The sequence below is a fragment of the Pseudomonas baetica genome (assembly GCF_019733355.1).
In the GTDB taxonomy this organism is placed as follows: Bacteria; Pseudomonadota; Gammaproteobacteria; order Pseudomonadales; family Pseudomonadaceae; genus Aquipseudomonas; species Aquipseudomonas baetica_A.
The window spans coordinates 196,360-218,488 of record NZ_JAIHLQ010000006.1 but is presented as its reverse complement, the minus strand read 5'-3'; the positions used below and the strand labels follow the sequence as shown (position 1 = coordinate 218,488).

Annotated in this window: 15 protein-coding genes and 3 pseudogenes; 8 read left to right on the top strand and 10 right to left on the bottom strand. The window is 52.6% G+C overall.

Going from position 1 to position 22,129, the window contains the following annotated elements; translation table 11 throughout:
- Window positions 1–228, top strand: a pseudogene (locus tag K5E40_RS08595) (transposase); the annotation flags it as partial.
- Between the two features lie 274 nt (window positions 229–502).
- Here the strand turns inward: K5E40_RS08595 and K5E40_RS08590 are convergent.
- The 3 genes from K5E40_RS08590 to K5E40_RS08580 form a co-directional block, all read right to left on the bottom strand.
- Window positions 503–685: a hypothetical protein gene (locus tag K5E40_RS08590; RefSeq protein ID WP_016970351.1), complete on the bottom strand. Its 183-nt coding sequence runs from the start codon at window positions 683–685 to the stop codon at window positions 503–505.
- Window positions 686–838: 153 nt separating this feature from the next.
- Complete coding sequence (locus K5E40_RS08585) at window positions 839–1,654, bottom strand: cold shock domain-containing protein (protein ID WP_016970352.1); 816 nt, start codon at window positions 1,652–1,654, stop codon at window positions 839–841.
- A 220-nt stretch (window positions 1,655–1,874) separates the two neighbouring features.
- Complete coding sequence (locus K5E40_RS08580; RefSeq protein ID WP_016970353.1) at window positions 1,875–3,806, bottom strand: hypothetical protein; 1,932 nt, start codon at window positions 3,804–3,806, stop codon at window positions 1,875–1,877.
- A gap of 825 nt (window positions 3,807–4,631) precedes the next feature.
- Between K5E40_RS08580 and K5E40_RS08575 the strand changes: the two are divergent.
- Window positions 4,632–5,062: pseudogene (locus tag K5E40_RS08575) on the top strand (LexA family protein).
- Window positions 5,063–5,435: 373 nt separating this feature from the next.
- Here K5E40_RS08575 and K5E40_RS08570 read toward each other — a convergent pair.
- The 5 genes from K5E40_RS08570 to K5E40_RS08550 all read right to left on the bottom strand — a co-directional run bounded on the left by K5E40_RS08570 (window position 5,436) and on the right by K5E40_RS08550 (window position 12,825).
- Window positions 5,436–7,694: an AAA family ATPase gene (locus K5E40_RS08570; RefSeq protein ID WP_043091378.1), complete on the bottom strand. Its 2,259-nt coding sequence runs from the start codon at window positions 7,692–7,694 to the stop codon at window positions 5,436–5,438.
- Between the two features lie 313 nt (window positions 7,695–8,007).
- Window positions 8,008–8,415: a TetR family transcriptional regulator gene (locus tag K5E40_RS08565; RefSeq protein WP_054889573.1), complete on the bottom strand. Its 408-nt coding sequence runs from the start codon at window positions 8,413–8,415 to the stop codon at window positions 8,008–8,010.
- Window positions 8,412–10,301 carry a hypothetical protein gene (locus K5E40_RS08560; RefSeq protein WP_054889574.1) on the bottom strand — a complete coding sequence of 630 codons (1,890 nt, stop codon included), beginning with the start codon at window positions 10,299–10,301 and terminating at the stop codon, window positions 8,412–8,414. The genes K5E40_RS08565 and K5E40_RS08560 overlap by 4 nt, the downstream gene beginning before the upstream one ends.
- Window positions 10,298–11,974 carry a hypothetical protein gene (locus tag K5E40_RS08555; RefSeq protein ID WP_054889575.1) on the bottom strand — a complete coding sequence of 559 codons (1,677 nt, stop codon included), beginning with the start codon at window positions 11,972–11,974 and terminating at the stop codon, window positions 10,298–10,300. Before K5E40_RS08555 ends, K5E40_RS08560 begins: the two co-directional genes overlap by 4 nt.
- Window positions 11,974–12,825 carry a site-specific integrase gene (locus K5E40_RS08550; protein WP_228759047.1) on the bottom strand — a complete coding sequence of 284 codons (852 nt, stop codon included), beginning with the start codon at window positions 12,823–12,825 and terminating at the stop codon, window positions 11,974–11,976. Before K5E40_RS08550 ends, K5E40_RS08555 begins: the two co-directional genes overlap by 1 nt.
- Before the next feature lie 333 nt (window positions 12,826–13,158).
- Here K5E40_RS08550 and K5E40_RS08545 point away from each other — a divergent pair, with 333 nt between their 5' ends.
- Genes K5E40_RS08545 through K5E40_RS08525 form a run of 5 tightly spaced genes read left to right on the top strand, consistent with a single transcriptional unit; the run spans window position 13,159 to window position 19,049 of the window.
- The gene (locus K5E40_RS08545) at window positions 13,159–13,527 is read left to right on the top strand and encodes a RulB protein (RefSeq protein ID WP_221730339.1); all 369 of its coding nucleotides are present in this window, start codon (window positions 13,159–13,161) and stop codon (window positions 13,525–13,527) included.
- Window positions 13,528–13,573: 46 nt separating this feature from the next.
- Window positions 13,574–14,866 (top strand): site-specific integrase, encoded by a 1,293-nt coding sequence (locus K5E40_RS08540; RefSeq protein WP_032873808.1) that lies wholly within the window; start codon window positions 13,574–13,576, stop codon window positions 14,864–14,866.
- Window positions 14,859–16,595: a hypothetical protein gene (locus K5E40_RS08535; protein WP_019819593.1), complete on the top strand. Its 1,737-nt coding sequence runs from the start codon at window positions 14,859–14,861 to the stop codon at window positions 16,593–16,595. Before K5E40_RS08540 ends, K5E40_RS08535 begins: the two co-directional genes overlap by 8 nt.
- A complete protein-coding gene (locus tag K5E40_RS34955) occupies window positions 16,592–18,613 on the top strand; it encodes a hypothetical protein (protein ID WP_236183096.1) in 2,022 nt (673 codons plus the stop codon). Before K5E40_RS08535 ends, K5E40_RS34955 begins: the two co-directional genes overlap by 4 nt.
- A complete protein-coding gene (locus K5E40_RS08525) occupies window positions 18,603–19,049 on the top strand; it encodes a hypothetical protein (protein WP_019819597.1) in 447 nt (148 codons plus the stop codon). The genes K5E40_RS34955 and K5E40_RS08525 overlap by 11 nt, the downstream gene beginning before the upstream one ends.
- Window positions 19,050–19,402: 353 nt before the next feature.
- On the opposite strand, the gene K5E40_RS08520 is transcribed toward K5E40_RS08525, so the two are convergent.
- Window positions 19,403–20,563, bottom strand: coding sequence for a competence protein CoiA family protein (locus tag K5E40_RS08520; RefSeq protein ID WP_236712996.1), 1,161 nt, complete (start codon window positions 20,561–20,563; stop codon window positions 19,403–19,405).
- Between the two features lie 562 nt (window positions 20,564–21,125).
- Here K5E40_RS08520 and K5E40_RS08515 point away from each other — a divergent pair.
- On the top strand, window positions 21,126–21,755 hold the full coding sequence (locus K5E40_RS08515) for a LysE family translocator (RefSeq protein ID WP_019819600.1): 630 nt from the start codon (window positions 21,126–21,128) through the stop codon (window positions 21,753–21,755).
- Between the two features lie 31 nt (window positions 21,756–21,786).
- Here the strand turns inward: K5E40_RS08515 and K5E40_RS08510 are convergent.
- Window positions 21,787–22,062 (bottom strand): annotated as a pseudogene (locus K5E40_RS08510) (transposase domain-containing protein); the annotation flags it as partial.
- Between the last annotated feature and the right edge of the window lie 67 nt (window positions 22,063–22,129).

Here is a 22,129-nt window from a genome sequence, read left to right as displayed (position 1 = left end):
GTGGTCGACGTAACGGAGGTTGCAGAACTGCTGCATGGCGCAGAGAACGTCGTCTGTGCCGACGCGGGCTACACCGGCGTTGAGAAAAGGCCAGAGCATGAAGGGCTGCCAGTGATCTGGCAGATTGCTGCGCGACGCAGCACCTACACGCGCTTGAGCAAACGCAGCGTGCTTTACAAAGCCAAGCGCAAGATCGAAAAGGCCAAGGCGCAAGTGCGTGCGAGGGTCATTCTGAAAAGACCTTAAAAATCAAATGCGCTGTTTTTGATTGGTTTGAAAAATGGGGGCGCCGCATGCCATAACACTTTGTCACGCAATCAAAGTGATCTGCCATGGGGGCGACAGCAAGGGGTCATCCTCGCGTTCTGCGAGGGCAGTTAGCTTGGTGATTAACTCGGTACGAATGCCCTGCGAACTTCGCTTGCGAACTCAACCAGGTCCTGGTGCTTTTCCCAAGCGGTAGTTAAGGACTCAACCGTGGGCTCACCGGCCTGCGCAACGTTCAATCCATGCTCGATCGCGGCGTCCCGCTGGCGACGGGTAGGTCGAACCCTGTTGCAGCGACAATCAGGTCAAGCAGTTCGCCAGCTTGATTGGAGAAGTTGGCAAAGGCGTTGAGCACCGTGGGCTCTTGCTCAACGTTGAAATGTAAAACGGTCAGATGCTCGTTCTGATCCTGGTTCATATGGGCGCTACTCCTAGACGAGTAGCACCTATGATAACGGCTGAAGCTGAGGCGCCCAGTTGGAACGCCCTCTCGGAATTTCAGGGCTTATGCGACGGCTGAGCATGCGGCGTACAAGGCAAAACAGACGAGTTAACGCTGCATTGACCGCCACTACTCACCAGGGGCTTCTGGCTTTTTCCCGCCGGCGCCACTGCTGCTCGCCAGCCGTTCCCGGACGACTTTGAAGGCTAGCCGCCCCAAGTAGAGAAGACTCTGTCCGAAGATCCTCACGAAGGTCCATGTCCAGGACTTAAATAACCCCAAAACCAGCTTCACTTTTGCAGGGTCGACCAAACGGGTCTCGCCAGCAGACTCGGCCCAGGGGTTATCAGGTCGAACAGGCTGAACAGGAAGGTTGTTCCACCAGTCTGTCAGCGCCTGCATCTCCTGTTCGGCCCGGGCAATCACCTCGGGATCGGAGCTGCTGCTAATGACCTTGACGACTGCGAACTCGGCTGAGAAGCAATGCATGGTTGAGCAATAATTCGAAAAGGGCTGGCTCTCGGTCCACTTGTCCATGGTGACATTCAGGACTGCATTCGCACCCATTTCCCGGGCCTGGTTGGTCAGGTTTTGACGCGCCTCGTTGGGATCATTCGATTTGCCCCAGCCCGAGCCGATAGTCAGCACAACCTCCATACCAGGAGGAGGCCCACCCTTCGACCAAATGAAACTGTCAGGCTCCGCGTAGATAGGTGTCGGGCCTAAACCAGGTACGACCTGTTTAGCCTTCGATCCCTTTGGCGAGGGGGTCGGTACAAACGTCACGCGGTGACCGGTCACCAAACCTTGATCGCCCAAGACATCGTTCACATGGACGAAATAGCGCTCGCCGTCATCGCCGTTGATGAAGCCATAGCCCTTCGCCTGGACGAAACTGGTCACCACACCTTTGATGCTGCAACCAGTGATATTCTGGTGAGACAAAACTAGCCTCCTTTCAAATCAGATATCGGGGATTCTATCGCCAATGTGCGGGCCCCAGTGCATTAACTGTTCGGGCCGCTTGTGACACGATTGGCCTTGTCTACCGAGTGTAACGGCTATACTCCACCGGACCAGGAGTTCAAAGAAATCATGCCCCTTGGGGGGAGCCCAGCCGGGCAACAGCTGGGCGCCCTGCCCCTCAGATTTTGAACACCACAGGTTACTGCACCAAACTCCGGGGCTTAGCCCGCGGTAATTCAGAGCCGACATAGGCGTAACCGTGATTGAAGGCCTCACGCCGCCGATCAGCATCATGGATTAGCGCTTGCCGAATAAGGTCGATGCGGTTTTGCTGTGCAGCCAGTGCCGCAGCATACCCCTCTAGCTCCGCTGCAGCGTCATGGATGCCATCAGCCTTTGTCACACCTGCCAGCCATTGAGCCACCACGATGCTGGATGGTCCCGGTTTAAACAAACGGTACCGGCCACCCTTCTGGAAACCGGCGTGCAACATAACCAGAGCTACTAGCAGGTCGGACAGGGTCAACTTAGCTAGATCAGCGCTATCAAGGAGGATGCCGTTGGAGTGAATGCAGATAGCAGCGTTCAACGCCAACGGGCCATAGGGACCAAGGTCGGGGAAGCGATCTGTGATCTGGGTCGACACGCCCTCGGCGCGGAGAATCAGTTCAGACCCGACTGGCGTAGCTGACATTTCAGCGAGCACCTTGCCTGCCATGATGTCCAGGCTGCCTAGCGAAAGCTCCGCTTTACAGATCGCGGGAAATTCACCTGACCCTGCAAGCTTGAGCAGTACGTCATGTGCAGCTTGCTCCTTACGCTCCAAAATGCTGGATGCCCGATTCTGAAAGTCCAAAGCTTTCGGGGGTAGGAGCACTTTGTTCTGTACATCATGCGCAAAGGCGAACCGGTTACGATCATCGACAGGAGGCCCTGGGCGGAAATCGGGGAACAGCGTCAGCATGTCCGACTCTGCAAGCCATGGAGTGGTTTCGTAGTAAGTAATCGTCAGGGCGCCGTCCGCGCGGACCTTCACCGCTTTACCATCAAGAACCCAAACAACCTGCTGTGTCCCGAGGTAAGGCTGGACCATTGTGAGAGACCCAGCGTAAAGGTTCGGAACACGCTCCAGATCCGCAGTCGCCACACGAGTTTCTTTGCGTGTGTCAAAAACGGCTCCCGGCTTACGCACACCAGGTTTCAGGGTGTACACAGCATCATCCCCTCTGGGAGGTACAAACCCGTTGGGGAACTGGGAGGAACCACGCTGAAGGTATGATCCTTGAGCGACGAATGCCAGGCCCTCAGCCACCTCCTCTTCTGTGAGCAGCAGCCGCGGAATCACGCCCCCATGAGCTTTATGCCTAAGTGCACGGCCGATGCAGAGGCCTGAATCTACAAAGAGCCAAACCACCTCATGATCAGGCACGGCAAGGCCATTTTGGATGTGCTGAGACAGCGGCAACCAGGACTGAGGAATCACCGTTTTGCTCAAGAAGTTGTCGACCGCCTCCTCACTCCCCTCTGGATACTGTTCGTCCGGGTCGATGATTGAGCGCTCCAGGCGGGAAGCGCGGATAGCGTCGTACAGGGCGGTGAAGTCAGCCCAGTTGAACGCGCGGCCGTCAGGACGCACGCAGAGGTCGTAGCTTGGTGCACCAAGCTTGAAGAAGCGGTCTTGCTCAGCATGCCAACTGCGAGCAGTAGGCTGAGCTTCCTTCGCCGCCTGCTGGTCGCCCTTCAGCCCAATGGCCTTCAAACGATCCTCTTGCTGGCGCTCAACTGTGAACTGGTCAATGCTCAGCCCACGAAGCCGGGCCCGGCCAGCGCGAAGCCAGGCCTGCATGAACGGGATGCTGGCAAGCACATGCAGCTTGTAGGCGAACAACAGTTGAATGTCTGCCCGGGTTATCGACCCTGCAGGAGGGAATGGCCCACGACCAAGACAGGCAATGAATTCATGCATGTCAACGTACGCGGAAAGCTTGGCAAAAACCTCCCGGAGCAGGTCTGGGTTGCCTGTGGCTGCGAGATCAAGCCCGCGGCAGAGGCGTTTTACAATGCCAGGGATTTCGCGGAGGTCGGATTGCTGGAAAACAAGACGCTTGAGAGCAAAAGGGGGACGGTTCATCACATGATCCTTAGAAGTCGCACAAGCGAAATGCTTATGCCTACGGGTATGCACGATGACTGCGGTTGCTGGCTGACCAGGTCTGTGTGCACAAGACCGATTCTTCTCGGGGTGACAGATTCCCAGTGATGCGGATGATTCCTATAACTCGGCGTCTTGAGATCACTCGGATCAAGCCAATGCCAGCGGCCCTTTTCAAGACTGAAAAAGCATAGGGGATTGGAAAGGCGCGTGGCAAGCGAAATGTTCGACCGCGGGGGAAAGCGGTCGACGACGGGGAGTTGCTCAATAAGAGTGGCGCGGGCCGGGACGATGGGCCAGTTGCCACGCGACCAGGCCTACTGGCAGATCAGCCTGTGGCCTTGAGCTTGATGGCCTGAGTACTTCGAGCTTCGACCTTCGCCCAGGCCTCATCGACTCCTTCAGTGTGCCCGCAAAAATCGCATTGATACCCCCCGTAAGCAGGGTTGGAGTCGCTATCGTGGAATGTCATCGGCCTGAAGTGACAGGTCGGAACCGGGTCATCCCGGGACGCCTCATGAGCGGCAGCCAGGTCTTTCAAGGACTGCTGAAACGCCTCGTAATTTGCGTCTGGATTCACAAGGCATCCTCCTCGCCATACTTCATCGCTACGCAGGCTCGCGTCGTTCTATACCGCAACATTAGCTGCTCCTCTGCCCTAGTCTCTGGTCAGAATAACGGTTCCGATGCACCCGGCCATAGGTTGCATGCTGATGCGCATCGGGTATCCGTCCAAACCTGATTGACCAAAGCGCGCCTTCGATATCTACTGTATATAAATACAGTACAATGAAGTGTCGCACCATGTTCGTAACCAGCATCCGCCAGATCACCGAATCAGAGCTACCTGGGCTGCTCATAGTCCTTTCTGGAAGGGTTGCCGGCGGCTTTCCTGGCCCGGCCGCAGACCACTACGAGCCTCCAATCTCCCTGGATGAGCTCGTTGACCTAAGAGCCCCGCACGTCTTCCTGGCGGAGGCCGAAGGTGACAGCATGGCTCCCGCTGCAATCCTTACGCGCACCAAGCTGATCGTCGATCGCGCGCGAACGCCACACCCAGGTCATATTGTCGTGCCGTACGTAGACAACCAACCCGTTGTGAAACGACTCGATAAGAAAGTTGATGGCACGTTGTTCCTATCTTCTGACAATCCAAACTACCCCCCATCGACGGGAAGGAAAACATTGATGTTTTCGGGGTGGTAACATGGAGCCTTACGTGCCATGCACCATAACAGGCCAACATATGCGCTTATTGACTGCAACTCTTCCGGGGCTTTACTAACAGTTAGATACGATTTTTTCTAGAGAATACAATCGGTTAGGCTAGGTAATTTTTTTCACGTTTTTTGTTTTTGAGGTGGTCGTCGCACGTTAATCGGGCTCTGCCCATCCGCTATCCATGTGGCTCCAAAGATCAGGCATGGAGGGGCATGGCAGGACTCCACGCGGCAATCGAGTTTCTGGCTGGGTATTACACAGACTTGCCCGCCCGTTTGCATCCGACCTGACCAGTCCTTTGGGCCGGATTCGACCAGCACGCTTCTTGATCATGACCGGCAGAAGACGACCCATAGCGGACAACCTTGTCACTTTCAATTTCTATTCTTAGAGAGAGGCAATCAGTGCATCCATGTGCTTCTGATCGGTTTGCGTGATAGCTTCTATGAGATCCTTTACGGCATACTCAACATCAAAGATCAGTTCATTGTTCCCAACCAATCTATCGATAGTGTTGGCATGGCTAAAGTAGTGGAAGACCTTAAGGATGCGCTTGGATTTCTCAACACCAAATAATGCTTCAGCTCGTTGATCTACCGTCTCCTTCATGATTCCAGGTAATCTTGAGTAGGTATAAAGCTCAATGAATCTCCGTATTGCATTGGGCAAGAGCATTAAAACGGTATGATCTGTCTTGTCTGGGGCCTGGTGGAAGCGGTAAATCACTTCAAAGAGGAAATGATACTCCGATTGATAACGGGCCAATGATGTAGGCATGTCGCAAAATGTTGATTCCTTCTCGCTTATCCGCTTAATGAGGAACAGTCTAGCCCCTTGCTTGGAGGCTTCTGGCTTAATTTCGCGTAGCAGGTTAAAGAATTCGAAATTGTGAGTCGAAATGAAAATCTGCTTGCAGGTAGTTAACCATGGGGAGTTTTCGTTTTCTTGCTTGAAAAATAATGATCGGATCGCGGCTGTGATTTGAAAGATATGATTGGCATCAAGGCTTGAAATTGGGTCGTCGATATATACGACAGTCTGCTTGAACTCCTCAGGCTTCAACTCTTGAAGCTTAGTGAGGAAGTAGGAGAAGGCAATGGCGGTGCGCTCCCCATCACTAAGATTCTTGGCGACCTTGCCATTCTTGCGGAAGAGCCTGAACTGCTCTTGGTTCGTCGTCGGATCTTTGATAACCAATATCTGGATAGCTTCACTGCCCAGCATGGATACCAGTCGTTCATTGATCTTCTCTCGGCCAAGCTGGGCTTGACTGATGAGGGCCTGAAGTTTCTCGACTTCCCCTTGAAGGCGTGTGGCGTACGTGTGCAGCCGATCACGACGTTTGACTATCCGTGCTTTTTTACGTTCGTATCCGGCATTCTCTTGAGAGTCGATGAACTGCTGAACGTAGTGGTACCTCACGTGCTTAATGGCCTCTGCCTTAGCAGTGGTGAAGTTGTCAGCTAGCTTATTGTTTTCATCGATTACGGTATTGATGACCTTGATCGCATCGACAATGACACTGGCCAGTCCTTCGGCCAAAGGGGTTGGTTCCAGCTGTTTGCGTGGGGCATCAACCTTGCGTTGGACGTCATCCGCAAGGGTCTTTACTGCCAGATTGAACGCTTCAATGGCCTTAGGTAAAGGCGCGGCAGCGACCTTATAGCTGTCTCGGAACTGTGGGTTGAACTCAGCTTCCTTGGGCAGCGTGAGCTTGATCTCAGCGGATTTTACACGCTGCAAAAGGTTTTCGACTTTCTGCTTGTGCTCCTTGAGATCTTTGGAAAAGTGGGCTCGAAATGTGGCAAGCCTATCCTCGGTGACAGTGTTTCCGCAGAACTCGCAAGTGCCTTCTTGTTGGTGGATGTGTAGGCCTGACTCAACCCAGCGCTCGATCTCCGGATGGTCTTCAAGATGCTTGAGCATGTTGGTGAAAGTTGGGATAGCAGCAAGAATTGTTACTGCATCTTGGTGAATATTTTCAATCGATGGAGAGGCGTCGACCCTGTCGACGGTGCTTGGCTTCTTGTTGTCAGGAGTTAAGGCAAGTTCAATACTTTCCGAAAGATCCTTCTCGTCCAGAAGTTGGGAGTCGAGGACGCCCACGACCGGTATGTCATTTCCTAGCTGGGTTGCAGTATAGGGATCAATCTTAAGAAGCTGACGAAGGTTTTTGGCCGCATCCGTTTTGGCATTGGAAACTGTCTGGGTGATAGTGTTAAATTGAGAATCAAGCTTCTTCCTCGTTCCCTCGGATTTTTTGATTCGACCCGAGATGTAACCAATCTGATTTTGGGCCTCTTCGGATTCTTTGCCGAGAAGAAGAATTGGCTTAAAGCTATTGCCTTCAAAATGCAAATTGTCTCGAATGAAGTCTGAATTAAAAACGCGAACTATCAAGTTGGATTGCTCGAAGTTCTTGTCTGTGATCGGCTGCTCATCGGTCTCGAAGCTGAATTCACATCCAGCTAGATCGGGGTTCGGCTTCTTTGCTTCGAGTTGTGCGAATAGCCTCGAAAGCGTCGTTTTTCCCGAGTAATTCCACCCAAAGATCAAGTTTTTTATCCCGAACTCTTGGGTATCTATCGGCTTAGTGTAGTTGTTGTAAATGCCCAGATTTTTTATCTTCGAGATTCCTTTTATCACTATCACACTCCATAGTGCTCTTGATGTTGGCTATGTCAGACTCGACCATTCTGTTTTGGTGTTTTGTCAAAACTAGTGCAGCGCAGGACGTATCGGTGAGTATCTCGTTCGTCAGGGAGGTTAGCATTGAAACCCAATGAATGAGACGAAACAAATGACCGCTCCTGGCCGTTCTCTGTCGGTCATGGCCACTAAGCGTGCTGGTCAAATCCGATGCAATCGGTGGTCAGGTCGAATGCAAAGGTGGTCACGTGAAATGCAATTTCGCATCTGGCGGCTCGGAACAAAAATTACAGGCCGTTTGATCTGTGGGTCACGTTTTGTGGGAGGGCAGGGCTACTATTTTAAGGTCACCGCTTCTTGCTTTTAGGGCTCGCAGTTCTGCCATCAGAACTTCATTAATCGACGCGAGGTCAGCGGTTTTCAGGCGTAGCTCTTCTAGTTCTTGGCGGAGCAGTTTATTTTTCTCGCGTTCCGCTATGAGATCCTGATGCTTTACGTCGCGTTGGGCACGACTGGAGCGGCCCTGAGCCTCGCGGATTGCCTCGGCCACATTCGGGTAGTGGTTATGGATCAACGCCGTTGAGACGCCCGCCTCACGAGCTACTGCGGCAATAGTGACTTTGGTCTCACCTGTATGGGCTCGGCCACGTTGAATGCGAGCTAACGCAAGACGTAGATCTCGCTCTCGACTGTCGGATGTCTTGCGTGTTGTTTTCATTCGTCAGCGGTCTCAGGTTCAAATTCAAGCTGTTCCAGTACATTCCGACAACGATCCAAATCACGCAGAACGCGCTGTCGACCACCTTCGCCGATGTCTTTACAGTCCAACAATCCTTTTAGGTTGTTGAAGAGACCTTGGTAGACCCCAGCGTGCTGGACACCAATCACAGAGCTGTCGCAGCCGCCACAGCGCGTTCTTTCCATTGTATTGCCGACGCAACCGTCATCATCAGCAGTACACCAGGAGTGGCCATTACTTCGGATCGAGGTGCTCTCGGCAATCGACTTAACCATCGAGGCATGGCTTTTGAAAATGGCGAGATTTTTGGGGTCTCTTTGCCATTGCTTGATTGATCTTCCGTAACCGCCCCCTAGAGATGAAGTGCCCAACCAGCCACTAACCACACCAGACTTGATGTCTTCGAGTTCGAACTGGATATCTTCAAAAAGCTCGATATCGAGGTGCTGACCCCACTCCTGATCCATGGCGTAACCTAAGGTCATATCCATCGACCAATGAGCGAAGTGTTCTCGGAGGTAGCGCAGGTCACCGAATTGGCTATGCGCAGCGTAGTTGGCAAATTTTCGCCGGAATTGATGGCTTGCGAGATTCCAACTGAGGCCACAACTCCTTGCGAAGGCTTTCAGGTTCTTGTTCCAGGTTGAGCCCGAGAGGGTTCTGACTAGGTTGTTTTTCGTGGCACTGACGCCAAGAAAAAGCGCATGCCGATGCTTGTGTGCTTCGGTGATTTGAGGGTCAGTCGGATTGATGCTGTGGCGCCGAGTGATTTCGTCAGCAATCATCGCCTGGTAGGGAGCGGCCCAACGCTCCATTAGGCGCACCGCCGATACTGTACTTTCAGGAATCATCCAATCATGGATACCTGCGTCGGTTTTTTCCGACGTTGATCGCAGCCAGTGGTAGACCGTGCCTTCATCGTCCTCAGTGCTGTGGTGAGCTCCGATCATGACGTTTGCTAACTCATGGTTTCGGCAGCCGGAAGTGCTGGCTATGACAATGTAAGATGCCGTTCTGAGGCTCTGGATCGCTTGATTGAACTCTCCAAGCCCTCCGGCCCAGCCAAGCGCAACCAGTCGACGATTTTTCGCCTCTTGAATGTTTCTGGTTACTTGTCCATTCCGCTCAGCAGAGACGCGTTCTAGATCATCTTGGATGTCGAGCAAAGCATTACCACGCCGAACCTGCTCATGTGCCTTCTCGAATAGAGTGCAAAATACATCGTCGGGTAGTAATGGGGTCTTGCCAGCCTCTTCACCCCGCGATCGGCGCCCTGACATCGCGCTCGCCGAGGTATCAGGCCAAGGGTTTCTAGGTATTGGATCGTGGGTGTATTGGCTCAGCTCGTAGAGGGCCTCCACAGCCATAAAGCGCCGTTCAAGCGCGCTGACAGATAAGGGTTTTCCCTTACTACGCCGTGTCTGGCGGATAGCCCTGCACTCAGAAACGTAATTTGCACAGACCATGGGTGTTATCGCACCGAAATGATCGATCTTGAATGTGCTTACATGCCGCAAAAACGGCAGGCTGTTTTCGAAAACGTTGCGCAGTGTGCTGGCAGATGGGCGTTTTTGTCCGGCGCGGCCACGACGTAAATACCGATACATGACGGACTTCATCACCGGAATAAATTCAATAGGGACGCGACTGAAGTCTATCTCCCGCACACCGTCTGGCACATTGCTGGTGAATCCCTCTAATCGCCAAGTCATGTCACGATATCGACTAAGGATGACCCACTCGCGTCCTACCCTAGTGGCACTAATGATGAGCGCTTCACGTTCGTTCACAGCGAGCTTGCGAACATCCCCTGGCTGCTGTCCCAATTCGCTCCACTGTAGTGCATCAGTATTAAGCGCACTCACGAGAAAATCTCCAGGCTATCCAGGACATCCACTGACCAAAAGGGATGCGGACTGACGCGAGCTTGCTCGCGGGCTGCCTCCACAGCTTCTGGTTTGAACGCTCCTCGCCGCAGGCCTTCGGCGATAACATAGTCGTCTATCAATCTAGGAATGTGGGCGTATTGCTGGCTCCAACGCCGTTTACCCATCCGTACACGCTCCGCAAATACTCGGAAATAGAAACTGAATAGTCGGTGCAAATCCTCACCTGTAATCGCGTAGTGTTTGCAACGCAGGCAGTTGAGAAATGAAAAGCACGCGATACCTTGGCGTTTTGGCGCGTATTGACCATTTACCGGGTCTTCGCACTGGCCCATTGGAGTTTTTTGGTATGTAGCGCCTATCGTCCGACTAAGTAGTTCTTGCACCAGGATCTCTCCCATGAAGCGCCAGTTGCGCCTTGCTTCAGTGCTCGGTGCTAGATAATTTCTCTCGGCCACCTGAGGCGTATTTCCTAGCGCGATTGACGTCGTCGTCAAATCGCCATCTAACAGTTCAAATATTCGATTGGCAAATGTCTTGCGCAAGCGTGAGATATTGATGCGAAGCGGCTTACCATCTGTGTCTACAAGCTTGTAGTCGGTTACCAGCTTTCTGGTCGCTAGCTTCAGCGCCCCGTCTGTCAATTCGATGATGCCGCCACGGCCTGGCCCTCGTTGTACGCGATAGAGCCATACAAGATCTTTGATGCTATCAGGCGCTTCTGGCCGTAGCGGTTCACTAAGGATCAGGACTCGGCGGATCAGGCGCTCAATATTGGTTCTGATGGTCGGAGTAGATTCAAGGAGGCGCTCGTCCGCGCTTTCTGTTCGTAGAGCAACCTTGTTTGTGGTGTGTCCACGGCGCTTCCACAAAACCAAAAATACACTTCCGTCTTTGGGATGCGCTCGCAGGCAGTCGCGCCCCATTTCTAGAAGAGGGGTGGAGTTGCGCCCTGTATGCAGTGCGATGGTCAACAGTACGTAGGCCAAAAGCTCACCACTTAGGACGGCATCATCTTTCCATATCGGTGCAACTGCTTGTTTCAATGCCGAGGCAAACGCTTGCCTTTGGCGCTTGGGTAGTGGCGTTTCTCCTTTGTGTTTACCACTACTAGGGAAGGGGTTTCTTGGAAAGGTCGCATCGTCCCCTGACGTGATCAGAGAAATTATCCCTCTGCTACCTAGCGCATTCAGGATGGATTTCGCAGACGTGTAGTGACTTCTCTGGCTGAGGGTAGCGATGCCAAGGCCTGCGAGGTGCCCGAGAAAATCGTCCACTAAGGAGCGATTAATGTCTCCAAGCACTAGCTCACGCTCAAGCGCTGTGGCTCGCAAAGTCGCAAAGTTGAGGAAGTGATTTAGGCCGCCTTTGCATATACTCGCTACGGTACTCGGCTCGATTTCGCTGTCTTGCTTGGCGAGGTATCGCTCAATTTGCCGCTGGCATGCATAGGTGATTGAATCGATACCAACCCCGTACCACGACGCGAAATCATAGTTTCTAGAGCCGGTAGGGTTTCTCCCAAAATCGACATTCGTATTTGTAGGTGGAAGCGCTTCAGGAAGTACGAAAACCGCACCCACTGAATCACGACTATGTTCCACCTGGGGCACGCTGAGGTCGGTCTTAACAAAGATCTTTCGCTTGCCCATTAAAATGCGTCCATGCCATCTGCAAGCTCGTCATCGTAAGCCAGTACCGCATTGTCAGCGAGTTCATTGATCAGGTGCAGGTATATCATCGTCGTTTGGATGGAGCTGTGGCCGAGTTGTCGCTGCAAAAACACGAGCGGTTCAACCTCTCGGCCATTGCGCTGAAGAGCGAGTAGCGTATGAGTTGCATAGGTGTGACGAAGCATGTGCGGATGCACTCTGAGGTTCGCTCGTTTTCCAATATCACGGACAATGCGTTCAATGCGCTTTCCATCATCGGCGTAAGGCTCACCAAGCTGATTCAGAAACAATGGTTTGTGCTGGGTATCACTCAACGAAGCCCGCTCACCACGAACTTGCACCGCGTATCGATGGAGCTCCAGGAGGAAACGCCGACTGATGTAAATGTCACGCGGCTTGCTCCTCTTGGTGCGCATACTGCTACCATCTTGTGGATCGAGATGAATCCGAATGTTTCGCTCAGGTTTGCCGGCCTTGTCGGGATCGAAGACGTAGGACAAGGGAAAAGTCGCGATTTCTTCTCGCCTCAGCCCTGTATGAAGACCCAGCCGGATCATCATTCGGTGATGTGGATTCTCTGCTTCTGCCAGCAGCGCCTTAATCTCGTTCATGCTGAGAAATTTGGGCAGCACTCGGTGCTTCACCGGCATGATGTCATTCACCAATGCTGTTCCACCATTGGCAGCAACGTGAGCTAGAAAACCTGACTCGCCATTTATTTTCCGCTCCTCAAGTCTGAACGGTAGCTTGGTTACCCATCCCTGATGTTGAGCAAACTCGTAGAACTTGCATACGTAATGAAGCCTTTGGCGGGTGGTGGAACGTGCCAACTGACACTCTACCAAGCAGAAATCTCGGTAGCCCACGACTAGGCTCTTTGCCTCACCTCGATCTACATCTCGCCAGTCGAGTCCATGCGCTTGGAGGAAGCTGAAATAATCGTATAGAGCACGCCCGGTGCTAGGCCAAGACTTCTTAGATCCTATGGCCCCTCGGAGGAGGTAGTCGCGCATAAACTCGTTCGCATGCACGCAACTATCCATGGTGTCCCACAGCAAGATCGGGAATCCAGGATATGGACGACCTCCTATCACTAAGGACTCAGTGGCCCAAAGCAGCTCCATCTCTTTCCTCCAACCGGGCTTGAATACTGAAGATTTCTAATCTGTTGCCACGAGGATACTTTTCTCCTAACTCTTCGCAAGCCCCAGAACAACCGTTTTTACTGCTCATGCGAAAGACTATTTCGACCAGACTTAAGAAACACTCCAATAGTAACGTTGTCAAATAATGACGGTTGCATAATTGCGCTCACTGATGAAGCAAAAGCGCTAGGACTTAGGATGGGTGACCCCTACTTTAAGATCAAAGACTTCTTGAGAGATAACGGAGTTGTAGCATTTTCTAGCAACTACGCTTTGTACGGCGACATCAGCTCAAGAGTTCAGCAAACCATTGAAAGTATGGTCCCGCGGGCGGAAGTTTACTCAATAGATAAGAATAAGTTGCATACTGTGGACGCCCAAAGTTAGATAGGGTTCCCATGGACATTGGCGCTTTTTCTTACAGAGATATCCCTTGGCTACCGTTGAGCACATCCACTTCAGTCCGCATGACCTTTCTGTCAAAGACCGCCTGATTACCTACTCGTCGAATAGCTCCCGGGTAGTAATCGAAGGGCTACCACAAATTTTCTGGGTAAACGGCTTGCCCTGGAGAGAGGCGAACCTCTGGGCTATGGAGCGTGTCACCAATGGGGAAGCAATCCTAAAGACCGTTTCCAGCAACGTTAATGGACTGCTGAACTACGCGAAGTTTTTGGAGAGCCGCAGACTTGAGTGGTTTGAGTTCCCGTCTCGAAAAGCTGATCGGTGTCTCGTTCAGTACCGTGGGGCGCTTATTAAGGCGCGAGATGCTGGTCATATCAGCCCAGCAACGGCCTCCGAGTACATGCGCAACTGCATCAGTTTCTATAGGTGGGTCAGGAAGCGTGGGCTTCTATCTCCGCTGTTGCCACTATGGAAAGACAAGCGCTTTTTCATCAAATACTTTGACCAGGTTGGTTTTGAACGAACCTTCGCTGGCACTACTACCGATCTGGGGATTCCCAACCGGAAACGCATCGGGATCACTTTGGAAGGCGGGTTGCTTCCTGTCACCTCATCTGACCGCGACGTCATTCTCGATTTTGCAAAACGTAATGCCTCGCCTGAGCTGTACCTGATGCTAGCTCTAGGCTTTTTCACGGGTATGCGACTGGGAACAATCTGTGACCTTCGTATCGGCGCGTTGGAACGTGCGATACCTGATCCGTCCGCTAAAGGCCTGCTTAGGATATTTGTGGGGCCAGGTGCGTCCCCGCCCGTGCATACCAAATTTGGAGTAACTGGCCAGGTATGGATTCCCGAAGCTTTGTGTTCAGAAGTTTTGGAATATTCCAAGGGGCTCCGCAGGTTAAGTCGCGAGGCATCTGCTGCCGATGAGAATCGAGACCTAGTTTTCTTGACTCGTTTCGGTAATACCTTCGGACGGCGCAGCAGCGATCAGTCTTCGGCCATAAACGTTGAGATGTCATCGCTTAGAAAAGCAGGCATCACAGCTGGCGTTAAGGTACTCAGGACATTTCGCTTCCATCAGTCCCGGTGCACCTTTGGAACTGAGCTAGCCAAGCTGGCTTTAGCAAATTGCGATGATGTGGCGATAGTGATTGCGACTGTTAGCAATGCATTGCTTCACGGTCGAAATTCGGAGGCTACTACCTTCAAATACATCAAGTTTGTGCAAGCCACACCCGCTAAGCAGGCCATTGCGAACAGCTTCATGGCTGCGTTTACAGGGATTTCTTCCAGGCACGGAGCGAGCAATGAATAATCGGACGTCTTCAGACCTAACGTTTCCAATGCTTGAGTACGCGAAGAACGAGACGCCTTGGGATCTGACCCCATTTTTATACAGCGGTGGTGCAAAGGCAAAAGTGAAGACTGTACGCAATGAAATCACATCAGGTGTTTTAGGGGATCCTTTGCTGGAACGGGTAGAGCTTGTAAAGGAGCTCCACGAGTGTTTGGCCGACGACCTTGTAGGCGGGGGGAGCCGCTTTTCGGCGAATAACAAGATCGGTTCGTTGCGGCAGTTTTTTCGGTGGGCGGATCAATCCGGACGCCAGTTGAGCATTGACAAGGTTGCGCAAGCTTACCTGGGGTGGGCAGAGCATCTTTTACACCGTCACCGTGTGGAAGGATATTTAACTGCCGGATCGTTATACGACACTGCAAGTTTGACAGCGACGATGCTTGATCGAGTGCTAGGCCGAAGCTCGACACTTTTGTACAGCACACGAATTCGCAAACCCAGAGGCAACGGACGGGTTAGAAATGGGAGCGCTGATAAGCAAAGTGTGGAAGAGAGCTTTTCTTTCGGGCAGTTAATTGCCGACCTCTGTACGTCACTCACTTATGAGGCTGTGGCGGGACCACTCCCCATCCAAGTGGCATTGAGATCGGGTACAACGCTACCTATCTGGTGCGGCCTTCGCGATACAGAGAAAGAAGCGTCACGACGGGTTCGACCTCAAACCAAATTCCAGATTGCGGCCATCCTTCGACACCGAGAATTCCGGGACTCTGACGTTTCAATCGAGACTCGATACCCGGCAGTAAATCTGAGAATCGAAGCCGAGATGCTTATGTTCATCGCGCAAACCGGCATGAATTTGTCGCAGGCGCATCAACTTCGGATCGACCAATACCACTATACGAGTCACCTTGATGGTTACCAAGTCAGGTCTTACAAAAAGCGTCGTCAGGGCGAAGTGCTATTTGAAGTTTTCTCAAGCTACAAGGAGTGGTTTGAACGCTACATTGAGTGGCGAAACACGTGGTTTCCGGACGACCTAGAGGGGCTTCTTTTTCCTCTCGTCCGTCTTGGGGGACGTCTCGTTGTAGAAGCTCCTCAGTTCACAGCTCTAGTGCGCCTCTGTACCGATTCCAATATTCGATTCGTTCGACCACGTAAGCTACGGGGTGCTCGTATTAACTGGTTGTTACGTGAATCGCAACGCCCTGAACTGGTCGCGGAAATCGCACAGCACACAGCTGAAACGTTGATCCGTGTGTACGCTGAGCCCAATCCGCAAATTGCGATGATTGAAATTACTCGATTTCACCGGCAATCAGATCCCGTCATTTGCTCACCTGCTCCAGGTGCTTGTGCGACGTCCTTGCCAGAATCGGTCGTAGATGCTCCGACGAATGCACCTGATCCCGATTGTATCAACGCTGCTGGTTGCCTCTTCTGCGTCAATCATCGGGATATTGAAAGCGAAGATCACGTCTGGTCGCTAAGTAGTTTGCGCGTGCTCAAGAGCTTGGAGCTAACTAGATATCGTCCAGCTTCCACGGATAGATCTGAGGAGGCTGACCATCCTGCAATGCTTGCGATTGAGCGTCTGAGTGCGAAGCTGCGGTTCTTTCAAGAAAGTAGCGAGGTGCGTCGGCTTTGGGTTGAGGAGGCACTGGCTCGCATAGCTGAGGAGAGTTATCACCCAGCTTGGGACGGATTTATTCGGCTGGCGGAAGTTACAGCGGGACCTTCCTTATGAATATCCTCACGACGTTAGGGCTTTCTATTGAGTCGCCTCTCGCCGTTCCCGGAGCGCCAAATTACCGTCCTGAGAGCTGGCCTCCGCCACCTGATTGGCCTGTCGTAATTGATGCACAGGGCAAAGTAGTAAGCCGTTGGGGCGACCCAGTTTGGAGGCTTGACCCATGGGCCAAGAAGGCGTTAACGCTAAATTTCGGGGATGGCCCCGCCACAAAAGTCGCGGCGCCCATTAGCTCGGCGAACGCTGATCTGCTTCGTATCATCACAGGCTGGTGGCTATACGGGCCGTACGGCGCTCGCGGCTATCGATCTCTAAAGACGCGGTTCGATCAGATGCGGCGGTTGTTTGTTTTGTGTGAAGAGGCAGGAATACTGGCCAGCGAATTGAGCCGCTTTCCACGCGTATGCGAGGAAATCCCTGCCTTTCTTCATGCCTCAAGAAAGACTGAGTTTCTGTCGTTAATGCATGAGCTATACGCGTCTCGCAGCGCCGTAGGGTTTACTTTGCTGGATTCGGGCTCGCTAACCCGTCTGGCTGCGCTGTTTCCACCCCACCAAACAGCTCAAACACCGTACATTCCTCCACGTATTTGGCACTACCAAGTCACCAGGCTGCGAGAGTGTCTTGATGACTTCCTATCCCATCAACAACAAGTTGAAGCTTGTTACCGGTTCAGCATTGAGGCTTACGAACATAATCATAGAGTTTCAAAAAGAGTGGCGTGCGCAAACGCACAACCTTTTTGCGGCCATAAGATGCATTTATCAGGCGCTAAAACGGGGCTTCGTTTTCTCGGAGCGTTTGCAGATACCGCGAAACGCTTCGGCATTTTTGAGCTACTTGAACGTTGGGTGGGGCGCAGTGGTGAATTGCAAGTAAGAACGCTGACTAGCTATCTGAAACTGGTCAATAGCGCAGGTTTAGCTTACATCCTTAACTTCAGCCTCATGCGAGTCGAGGAAGCTTGGAATCTTCGAGCGGGATGCCTTGAGGTCGAGCACGACAAGAATTTCGGCGACATTTTTTTGTTACGTGGACAGACGACGAAAACGCAGGCCGATAGCGACGCCCTGTGGGTCACATCCCCATCTGTAAAGGTCGCAGTGAGGGCGATGGAGGTCATTTCTCTGTTTCGGTCATTATACGCACCTCATGTAGCTGCGAGCGGGCTCACGGGGCGTTTTTTAACCTCGTTTTCTTACGAACCGTGGGCCCCATCGAGCAAGAAAAATGATCACTCACTGAGACCAAGTATTCCGTCATATTCCGACCTTTTGAGCCACTACGGCAAGGTGTTTGACTTGGAGCGTTTGCGTATCACGAGTGAGGATTTGAAATTGGCCCGGCTAGCTACTCCTACATTGCCGGAGGACTATCAAGTGGGCGCGGTATGGCCGTTAGCATGGCATCAGTTGCGTAGAACTGGTGCAGTAAACATGCAAGCTTCCGGGCTCGTAAGCGATGCCTCGCTTCAGTACCAACTCAAGCACGTCACCCGAGCGATGAGCCTTTACTACGGACAAAATCACTCGCAGATGCGTCTAGAGGATAAGGCTCACACGCTGTACGTTCGCACGATGTACGAGACGCTTGGTAGAGAGTTACAGCAGCTTACGAGTGAGCGTTTTGTAAGTCCCCATGGAGATAAACGTAAGGCTGAGATCGTTCGGCTGATCACGCCAGAGGATGCAAAGAAGATGATCGGTTTGGCGAAGAAGGGTGCCGCAGCATGTCGCCAAATCCTTCTTGGCGTTTGCTCGAGTCGCAAGCCTTGTCCGTACGGAGGAGTCGACAACATTGCTCATTGCGGGGGCGGTGATTCGGAGGATGAAAAACCTTGCCCTGATGTGCTGTATGACTCAGAACGATTGGACGCAGTCGATGATCTTGAACATGTCCTCAAAGAGCGGCTTGTTAATGCTCAGTACGGAAGTCCGCTAATGGAGTCCTTAATCGCTCAACAACGAAGCGTAGAGAGCTTCCGGCGAGTCATAGGGGGAGCAAATGGACGTTGAACTCACGGCGCGTCGCAGCGCGGCCGATCAATATCGCGAGGCTTTTGAGCGCTTGAAACTCAATAAGCCGCAGCTTCTAACGAAGGGGACACCGGTTACTCAAAACAACGTGGCCAAAGAGGCCGGGAGCGATCCGTCGGCACTTAAGAAATCACGTTTCCCGAGTCTCATCGCAGAGATAAAAACCTACATCGAACAACATGCGGAGGAGCGACCTCGTTCGTTGAACCAGATAAATCATCTTGCCCGTCAGAAAAGCCGCGCCTTGCGAGATCGGATTGAGCAGGTTGCCCGACAGCGCGACCAGCTAGCAAGTTTATTGAGCGAGGCGGATGCGAAAATCATAGAGCTGTATGACCGTATTGCTGAGCTTGAACGACAGTTACCTGCGTCCAACATACTATCGTTGGATCCACGCGGGCCCAGAAAGCTTTGAGATGGCAGTCGTGGGGGTACACGATCCGCAACTAGCCGCAAGGCTAGGGGCGATACTCAATGAGCGTGTTGTGAGGCTATGCTCAACGAGCGTCCGCTTTGGCTGACCTTGCTGACTGACCAGGGGGACGAGACGACACCTGGAGTATCGTCGAGGCGGATCATCACGACAGTCGCGGTGGATTTAGAGAATTAAAACTGTCGCTGCGAAGCCCGGCTTTCTGGGGCTTCAAGCCAACTCTGGAGGAAACGCAAAACTGTCGCAAACCCTCAAGTCTCTGCTGTGGAGCGGAGGCCTAGAGAATTAAAACTGTCGCGACCACCCGATTAGGCATGTTGCAACTGTTCAGCGAGTCACGCCTGCGCAATTGCCGACCTGAGCGGGTAGATGAATTCATCCTTCCATCTACGTTCACACATTACAGACTCAACCCAGCCGTCCTTTCTGCTCATTCTCCAACTCGGTGTGACGCTAAGAACAGAACGCGCATCGACGGTAGTGGCGACGGGGACCGGGCACATCGACAGGGCTACATTCTTTGGTAAGCCCCGCGTCAGCGGTTCAGGCGTGCTGGTGCAGGTCGGGCAGCTATAGCTTCGCTCCCATACCCGAATGCCTGATTTTGAGTTTCCAAAGCGCCCGTAACGATGCCAGACCTCAGATGGCCGTCCAAACCCAACGCCATATTTTTCGGCGCTAACTTTCACGGCAGACATGCCCAGGTCAAAATATCTTTCCACCGCCCTCATTCTAGCTGTAGGTAGAAGCCCCTTTCCCACCCTGCTTGTCCTAAAGCAACTAATGAACATTGGGGCAGTTTCACCGGAGATTCTGTTGAGAAGCAAAACACAGCCGAACGGGTAGAGCCATCTGTCTCCGCATGCACAGTTTATGAGCAGCGCAACTGGTCTTGCTGGCGTTTGCTGGTAGTGCGACAAGTCATCGTAGAATGCTTGGCCACGACACACTGCACTCGCTATATCGGCTGCATCCAGTGGTGTTTTTGCGACGAACACGGGGTTTGTTCGTGCTAGATCCTCGTTGATAACGCCCGTCAGGCCGATACTGCCGAATATCCAAAGAGTCGGAACACCAGAGCGATTGCGTTGTTCAGTGCGCTCATATGTCCGCTGCGCAGACTGAGGCGAAATCTGCACTTCTATTGCTAGGCGCGGAGCAAAGGCCGAGTCGCCAACCAGAATGTCAGCCCGCCAATCGTCTACGCCGTCTTCAAGCTCGGCTTGAATGCCTAGAGCAACCAGCTTCTTGTAAATGGCCACCTTCATGGCGATATGGTCTGGGCTTTCAGTGCTGGAGTAGCCCTCAGGGCTCTCTCCAGGAAAATGGGAAAAGTACCTGGTGATGCCTCCATCCCGTCTGAGGGTTTTGGCCTGTGCCGGAAGTTTCGTATCCGGCATGAGCACCTGGCGGCCTTTCGATATTTTCACTACTTTCTTCCAATCTTCATCGCTAAGCACTGAGGCCACAGTACGACAGCCGTTCACTAAACCCACGCAAGCCAAGGCAACCTCCTTTTCCAAAGACGCAGTTCAGATTCACAACAGAGTCAGTATTTGATCTTTAGTAATCTGAAACGTCTGTCAGGTACGACGCCTGGAGAATACTTATTTGGCAGCGACCCGTCACAACGGCGACCAGCCTGCGACAGATTTTTATACCCTGCGACAGTTTTAATTCTCTGAATTTAGCGGGGACCATCGCAGGATGTACTTATGCTTGTGGTCGTGCGCTAACGTTTTAGATCGTTTTGGTTACGAGACACAAGCCCAGTGAGTACGGCACGGGCCCTTTGACGTCGCAAACAATCCAGTGAGCATGAGATGCTGCTATCATCCAGGGTTCAGCGGGGGTGAACGTAAACAAAGGTGATTTGCGGAAGCGTAGTAAGCGTCTAGCCAACACACCTTACTGACCCCAAAGCATACTCCGAAGCTACCAACAAACACCTGAACACCGCTTCTCCAAAGGATAGGCGCTGCGAAATATGCCCGATCCTCGTAGAGACTATTCAAGCTCTGGCTAGAATCAATTATTGTCGATGCCGAGGTTCCAACCATGACCCTAGCCCAACTCCTCCTATTTCTCCCCGCAGCAGCAATCGTTGCCGTCTCACCGGGCGCCAACAACCTGCTTGCATTCGCAAATGGCAGCAGGCAGGGTTTGCTGCCTACAGTGGTCGGTCTGTCAGGTCGGTGTACGGCCTTTGCATTGATGATCGCAATGGTGATTGTCGGTTTAGGCGCATTGCTAGAGGCGTCTGAACCCGCTTTCCAGATTATTAAGTGGGTAGGTGTCCTTTACCTCGCCTATCTCGGCGTAAGAATGATGATAGGCCGTGATTGTCACGAAGATGGGGCTTCGGTATTCCAGCCTGTCGATGCCTACTCCTTGGCACGCAGGGAGTTCATGACTGCCATGACCAACCCCAAAGCAATCTTGCTCTTCACTGCTTTTGTTCCCCAATTCATTGTTGCTGGTACTGGCGCCTCCTTCACTGCCCAGTTCGTCGTTTTAAGTGCAATCTACATTGCGGTCGAGTTTATCGCCGCTATAGGCTGGGCCCTTGCTGGCAGCATCATTCGATCTCTGCACCCTTCGAAGCGGAAATTGTCGATCATCAATCGCATAACGGGTGCAATGATGCTCGGCGCAGCCGCCTTATTGGCTACAGCCAGACGAACTTAAGTGTGTACGTCCGAGCGTCACCCTTACATGATTAAACGGGCTCCCACTTATGCGGAAGCAACTGCTTGATTTCACTCACCCGCTGCGTCGGCAGGCGTCTGAGAACGTCTTTCAGATAAGCATACGGATCATGACCATTCAGCCGTGCAGACTGGATCAGGCTCACGATCGCTGCCGCACGTTTACCGCTGCGCAGCGACCCTGCAAAGAGCCAGTTCTTCGGCCCAAGAGCCCATGGCCTGATTTGGTTTTCGGCCCATTTGTTGTCTATGGGTACGGCACCGTCATCAAGGTAGCGCGACAGCGCTGCGGCCGTGTAAGACCCGACTTGCTGTGACAATGCGCTTTCTAGACTGGCGCTCACGACTAGACAA